Source organism: Jiangella endophytica, assembly GCF_003427025.1.
GTDB classification, from domain to species: Bacteria; Actinomycetota; Actinomycetes; order Jiangellales; family Jiangellaceae; genus Jiangella; species Jiangella endophytica.
Genome location: NZ_QVAI01000010.1, coordinates 286,194 through 292,580 on the forward strand (window position 1 = coordinate 286,194; position 6,387 = coordinate 292,580).

Below are 6,387 nucleotides of genomic sequence, written 5' to 3' on the forward strand. Positions count from 1 at the left end.
GGGGTTGTCATGCCACGCAGGGGCAGGCCGCCGGCAGGCGGCGGTCCGGCGATGGGCCCGTCCGACCTGGTGCTCGCGGGCGCCGTGGCCCGCCGGCACTACGTCGACGACCGGTCGAAGGTCGAGATCGCCGAGGAGTTCGGGTTGTCCCGGTTCCAGGTGGCCCGCATCCTCACCGAGGCGCGGGCGCGCGGCTGGGTCCGGGTCGAGATCACCCTGCCCGGCCACCTCGACGACGAACTGTCGCTGGCGCTGCGCGACGCCACCGGCGTGCGCGAGGCGGTCGTCGTCGAAGCGCCCGCGCAGCCCGAGACGGCCACCCGCGACGAACTGGCCGCCGTGGTCGCGGAGCTGATCGCCGAGACCGTCCGGCCCGGCCAGGTGCTGGGGCTGACCTGGAGCCGGACCATCGAGGCGATGTCGCGGCGGCTGCACCGGCTGGCGCCCTGCACGGTCGTCCAGCTGGCCGGGTCGATCTCCGTCGAGGGCTCGTCGGCCAGCACCGTCGAGGTCGTCCGGTCGGTCGCGGCCTCGGCGGGCGGCGAGGCGCTGCCCGTCTACGCGCCGCTGGTGGTCGAGGACGCCGCCACGGCGGCCGGGCTGCGGCGGCAGCGCGAGATCGCCCGCGCCCTCGACCGGTCGAAGGCGCTCGACGTCGCCGTCGTGTCGGTCGGCGGCTGGGGTCCCGGCCTGTCGACGGTGTGGGACGCCGTCACCGAGCCCGAACGGGCCGAGGCGCTGGCACGCGGGGCCGTCGGCGAGTCCGGCGCGCGGCTGTTCGACGCCGCCGGGCACGACGTCACCGGCGACTTCGACGAACGCGTCGTCGGCGTGACGCTGCAGGAGCTGCGCGACACCCCGGTCGTCATCGCCACCGCGTACGGCGAGCGGCGGGCCGAGGCCGCGCTCGCGGCGGCGCGCGGCGGCTTCGTCACCACACTCGTCACCGACGCCGCCCTGGCCCGGCGGGTGCTGGAGCTCGTCGGCCCGTCATCGCCGTGACGCCTGGTGTTCGCCGCCGGGGTCTAGGGTGTGCCCGGTTCGGTCCACCACGGGAAGGACACCCATGCGCATCTCGATCCGCGCCGTCGCGGTGACGGCGGCCCTGACCACTGCGGCAGCGGTGCTGGCGACGGCACCGGCGAGCGCCGGGCGGCCCGGCGACAAGGCCGGCGGCGGCGCCGCGGCGATCCGCGTCGCCACCTACAACCTGAGCCTCAACCGCGCCGTCGAGGGCGAGCTGGAGGCCGACCTCGCCAGCGGCGCCGACACCCAGGCGCAGGCCGTGGCCGAGGTCATCCAGCGGACCCGGCCCGACGTCATCCTGCTCAACGAGTTCGACTACGTCGAGGGCGGCGTCGCGGCCGACCTGTTCCGCGCGGACTACCTGGAGGTCGGCCAGGGCGGCGCCGACCCGATCGAGTACCCGTACGCGTACGTGGCGCCGTCCAACACCGGCCTCCCCAGCGGCTTCGATCTCAACAACGACGGCACCGTCGGCGGCGGCGACGACGCCTACGGGTTCGGGCTGTTCCCGGGGCAGTACGGCATGGCCGTCCTGTCGAAGTACCCGATCCTCGAGGACGACGTCCGCACGTTCCAGAACTTCCTCTGGAAGGACCTGCCCGGCGCGCTGCTGCCGCCGGGCTGGTTCTCGCCCGAGGAGCTCGAGGTCGTCCGGTTGTCCAGCAAGTCGCACTGGGACGTGCCCGTCCAGGTCGGCCGCCGGGTCGTGCACGTGCTGGTCTCGCACCCCACGCCGCCGACGTTCGACGGCCCCGAGGACCGCAACGGCCGCCGCAACCACGACGAGATCCGCTTCTGGGCCGAGTACGTGGGCCCGGGCCGGGCGAACTGGATCTACGACGACGAGGGCGGCCGCGGCGGGCTGACGCCGGGCTCGTCGTTCGTGATCCTCGGCGACCAGAACAGCGACCCCGTCGACGGCGACTCCGTGCCGGGCGCGATCCAGCAGCTGCTCGAGCACCCGCGCATCGTCGACCCGCTGCCCACGTCCGACGGGGCGCCCGAGGCGGCCGTCCTGCAGGGTGGCGCGAACGCGACGCACGGGGGCGACCCCCGCTACGACACGGCCGACTTCGCCGACACCGCGCCGGGCAACCTGCGCGCCGACTACGTCCTGCCGTCGCGGCAGCTGCGCACGCTCGGCGCGGGCGTGTTCTGGCCGGTGCGCTCGGACCCGCTGTCGCGGCTGACCGGCGAGTTCCCGTTCCCGACGAGCGACCACCGGCTGGTCTGGGTGGACGTCCGGGTGCCGGGCGGGCGTTAGAGCTGCCCCACCCACAGCACGACCCACACCGCCGCCAGCGCGACGGCCAGCGCCGCCACGGGCCGGGCCCACCACGCCGCCGGTTCGCCCTGCTCCTGCAGGACGAGCCGGCGGCGCAGTCGTTCCGATGCGACCAGCAGCGCCCCGGCGACCAGTCCGATCGGCACCGCGAGGGCCGCGTGCACCAGCCACGCGCCCGACCGTGACGGCCCGCCCCAGGCGCCGTCGTAGGGGCCGGACTCGACCAGGCCGTAGAAGGGGCCCCGCACGATCAGCAGGGCGATCATGGCGATGAGCAGCAGCTGGACCAGCCGGAGGCCGCCGCGGAAGGGTGCGGTCGTCATGCCGCGGACGGTACGGACGGCGTCGGTGCGCGTCGTCACTCCACGGAGCCATCGTGGACCCCGTACCACAGGGGTACGGGCGGACGCACATTGTCAGGGAGTTGTCAGGGTGCTGTAGCTGTTGCGGATCGCTCCGGCACGTCATTGTTGTTCCCGCGGGGGGAGGAGTGCCGGATCCCGAAGCAGATGTGGGTGGACACAGCAAGGCGCCGGCGCCGCACAGCTTGGCCGGCAGCGCGTCTAGCGGGGGGCAAGACCGCTGCCGGCCGGGCCCCTCCCCGTACACCGCGCCCCGACCTCACCAGGGCGCGTCGAGAGTGCTGAGGGTGTCCGGCGGGTAGCCGTCGGCCACCGCGTGCAGGGGCGTGGCCTGACCGGCGCCCCAGGCATGGGCGAACGCGCGCTCGCCCAGCTTCTTGCGGACGGCGGTCGTGGTGAACTCGATGTCCGGACGTTCGCACAGCGGCACCGGGGTGCCGATGGTGTCGCGGACGGCCGCCGCGGCGCCGAGCAGGAACGCGGCGTACGCGGTGTTCTCGTGCTCCTGCGCCACCGACGCCAGCGCCTCCAGGACACTCGCGGCCCGCCACTTGTCGCCCAGTTCCTGCTGCTCGGCGAGGCTCTCGTCGAGCAGATGGATGGCCCGTTCGAGCCGGCCCTGGCGGCGGGCCACCACCCCCAGCTGGTTGAGCGACCAGCCGACGCCCTCACGGAAGCCGAGGCGTTGCGCCCGGCCGAGGCTCTGGTGCAACAGCCGCTCGGCGGTGTCGAGATCGCCGCTGTAGAGGGCGACGACGCCGAGGTTGAGCTGCGACCACGTGATGCCCTCGCCGTCGCCGGCGTGCTGGAAGTAGGCGAGCGCCGCCTCCGAGTAGTCGCGGGCGCCGTCGAGGTCCATGCGCAGCCAGGACATGAAACCGAGGTAGTGCCGGGCCCATGCGATGCCGGCTTTGTCGCCCAGCTGCTGGTAGAGATTCAGGCTCTCGACGTGCAGCTCGTGGGAGACGTCGTAGTCGGCGCGCTCGCGGGCGATGCTGCCGAGGTGCCGCAGGGTGAGGGCGGCGCCGGCGGTGTCGCCGAGCCGGCGGTAGAGCGCGAGCGCCTCCTCGAGCCGCTGCGCCGACACGTCGTACTCGCACTGCAGGAAGGCCAGGTACCCGGCGCCGCGGGAGGCGCCGGCGAGCGCGCCCGGCTGGACCGGATCGGGCGTGATGTCCGGTGCGGTGCGGGCGATGCGCAGCGCCGACTCCAGCCAGTCCCGGCCTTCGGAGTAGTGGCCGCGCAGGTAGAAGTACCGCCACAGCGCGGCGGCCAGCCGCATCGACTCGCCGCCCAGCTCGCGGCTGATCGCCCGGCCGAGCGCCACCCGCAGGTTGTCGAGCTCGATGTCGAGGTGGTTCAGCGTCGCGACCTGCTGGTCGGTGCCGAGTTTGCGCTCGGCCCGCTCGGCCAGCTCGACGTAATGGCGCAGGTGCCGCTGCTCGATGGCGGTCCGCCGGCCGCCGTCGTCGAGCCGCCGGTCGGCGTACTGCCGGATGACGGAGAACATCGAGTAACGCGCCTCGGCGGCGTCGCGGTCGACGAGGATCAGCGACTTGTCGATCAGCCGGCCGGTGAGGTCGAGCACCCGCTCGTGGCAGGCGTCGGTCTGCTCGGCGCAGAACACAGCGACGGCGGCGGACATCGTCCAGCCGCCGGAGAACGTCGACACCGCCTCGAAGAACTCCCGCTCCTCGGCACCGAGCAGCTGGTAGCTCCAGTCCAACGCGGCGTCGATGGTCTGCTGCCGCAACGGCGCGGTGCGGCTGCCGCCGGACAGGATGCGCGACGACGTGTCCAGCTCGTCCGCGATCTGCTCGATGGTCAGCACGTTGACGCGCGCGGCCGCCAGCTCGATCGCCAGCGGGATGCCCTGCACGCTGCGGCACACCCGGCTGACCTGCAGCAGGCGCTCGTCGTTGGGGTGCACACCGTGCGCGGCGGCGCGGGCCAGGAACATCCGCACGGCGTCGGCGTCGCGGATCTCCTCGGGCTGTGCGCGTGACGGCGGCACCGCCAGCGGCTGCACCTGCCGGACCACCTCACCGGGCACGCGCAGCAGCTCGCGGCTGGTGGCCATGATGGTCAGCTGCGGGCAGCGCTGCAGCAGGAGGGTCGACAGCCACGCGCTGGTCTCGACCACGTGCTCGCAGTTGTCCAGCACGACCAGCAGCTGCCGCGAGCCGATGTGCTCGGCCAGCGCGTCGACCTCGGCGGCATCGGAGGCGGGTCGCAGCCCGACGGCGGCCGCCACGGCGTCGATGACCTCCGGTCCGTCGGGACGGGCGGCCAGCGGCACCCAGCAGACACCGGCCTCGAACCGCAGCCGCACGTCGTTGGCGACGGCGACCGCGAGCCGGGTCTTGCCGACGCCGCCGAGCCCGGTGAGCGTGACCAGCCGCACACCGCCGTGACCGAGCAGCGACGACAGCTCGGATAGCTCGGCGGTCCGGCCGATCATCGCCTCGGGCGGCAGCGGCGGCCCCTGGACCTGCGGCGCGTAGGCCGCCGGGGACCGGCGCAGCGACTCGGTGAACTCGGCGAACTCGGCTTCGGAGAGATTCAGCGCGGTGGCGAGCAGCCGCACCGTCAGCGGACGGGGTGCGCGGCGGCGGCCGCGCTCGAGGGCGGCCACCGCGTCGGAGCTGAGACCGGCTTTCTCGGCAAGCTCCTCCTGCGACAGGCCGGCCGTCAGCCGATGCTGTCGCAGCAAGCTCGCAAAATCGGTCGCGTTGCCGCCCGTCACGCCTTGTTACCTCCGAGATGACCCGGTAGCTGTGAAATCGTACCGGGTGATCTTGGAGGTATCAGATGCGGTGGAGCAAGTGATTGCGCTCAGAACCTCCATACCTCTGCTACGGCGACGAAGGCACTGGAGGATGGGCGCTCGGGGGTGCCGGACCGTACCACCTGCCCGGGCAGCCGCCGTCCGCGCACTTCGATGGACGCGACGGCGCTCGGTCCGGTCACCAGACTGAGGCTGTGCACGCGGCCGCCGAGGTCGAACTCGTCGGTGGCGAACGCCCGCCGATCCAGTACGTCGGCGATCCGGACGGCGACGTCGCCGGCCCGGGCGTGGGTGCCGCGGGCGAGGTCGTTGGTGACGTGGACGGCGCGTCGCTCGATCCGCGGTTCGGGCCAGGGCAGCCCGTCGGCCTCGGGGAAGAACCGGGTGAACGTGCGTTCCAGCCAGGACCCGAGCTCCGGGTGGTCGGTGAGCACCCGCACCCGGCCGTCGTGCCAGAGCACGATCGCCGCGCCGGCGCCGTGGGTGGACCAGTCCACCGTCCAGACCGAGGCGTAGGCGCTGACGACGTCGCGGTGGAACAGCTGGACGCCCGGGTTGGCGCCGACGAGGACGACCTTGCGCTGGGCCGGGTCGGTGGCGGCGTCGGCGATGGAGGGGAGGGCGACGCCGGCCGCGGGACCGCTGGCGCCGGCCGCGAGACCGCTGCTGGTGGCGGCGTCGGCGATGGAGGGGAGGGCGACGCCGGCCGCGGGACCGCTGGCGCCGGCCGCGGGATCGCTGCTGGTGGCGGCGTCGGCGATGGAGGGGAGGGTGACGCCGGCCGCGAGACCGGCGGCGGTGGCGGCGCCGGCCCGCAGGACCCGGCGGCGGGAGAGAGGTTCGGTGGTGTCATGGGGGCCAGCCGACCGGGGCGGGCGGTGGCGTCGCCATGAATTCGAGTAGGTTCGAATCGTGACGGTCCGGAT

The 6,387-nt window shown here is 73.8% G+C and carries 5 protein-coding genes; 2 read left to right on the forward strand and 3 right to left on the reverse strand.

What is annotated here, in order from left to right; translation table 11 throughout:
- The first annotated feature begins 51 nt into the window (after nucleotides 1-51).
- Both DZA62_RS20990 and DZA62_RS20995 read left to right on the forward strand, forming a co-directional pair.
- Entirely contained in the window at nucleotides 52-1,002 is a 951-nt protein-coding gene (locus tag DZA62_RS20990) for a sugar-binding transcriptional regulator (RefSeq protein ID WP_116950867.1), read from the forward strand.
- Between the two features lie 64 nt (nucleotides 1,003-1,066).
- Entirely contained in the window at nucleotides 1,067-2,290 is a 1,224-nt protein-coding gene (locus tag DZA62_RS20995; RefSeq protein WP_116950868.1) for an endonuclease/exonuclease/phosphatase family protein, read from the forward strand.
- On the opposite strand, the gene DZA62_RS21000 is transcribed toward DZA62_RS20995, so the two are convergent.
- The 3 genes from DZA62_RS21000 to DZA62_RS36435 all read right to left on the reverse strand — a co-directional run.
- Nucleotides 2,287-2,634 carry a hypothetical protein gene (locus DZA62_RS21000; protein ID WP_157987804.1) on the reverse strand — a complete coding sequence of 116 codons (348 nt, stop codon included), beginning with the start codon at nucleotides 2,632-2,634 and terminating at the stop codon, nucleotides 2,287-2,289. The genes DZA62_RS20995 and DZA62_RS21000 overlap by 4 nt on opposite strands.
- 298 nt (nucleotides 2,635-2,932) lie before the next feature.
- A complete protein-coding gene (locus tag DZA62_RS21005) occupies nucleotides 2,933-5,386 on the reverse strand; it encodes an ATP-binding protein (protein WP_198664017.1) in 2,454 nt (817 codons plus the stop codon).
- Between the two features lie 122 nt (nucleotides 5,387-5,508).
- The coding region (locus DZA62_RS36435) for a twin-arginine translocation signal domain-containing protein (RefSeq protein ID WP_198664018.1) at nucleotides 5,509-6,387 on the reverse strand (879 nt) is incomplete at its 5' end.

What these genes read in the sequence shown, in the direction of transcription:
- DZA62_RS20990 (WP_116950867.1), top strand. Translation starts at nt 52, where the DNA reads ATGGGCCCGTCCGACCTGGTGCTCGCGGGCGCCGTGGCCCGCCGGCAC.
- DZA62_RS21000 (WP_157987804.1), bottom strand. Translation starts at nt 2,634, where the DNA reads ATGACGACCGCACCCTTCCGCGGCGGCCTCCGGCTGGTCCAGCTGCTG.
- DZA62_RS20995 (WP_116950868.1), top strand. Translation starts at nt 1,067, where the DNA reads ATGCGCATCTCGATCCGCGCCGTCGCGGTGACGGCGGCCCTGACCACT.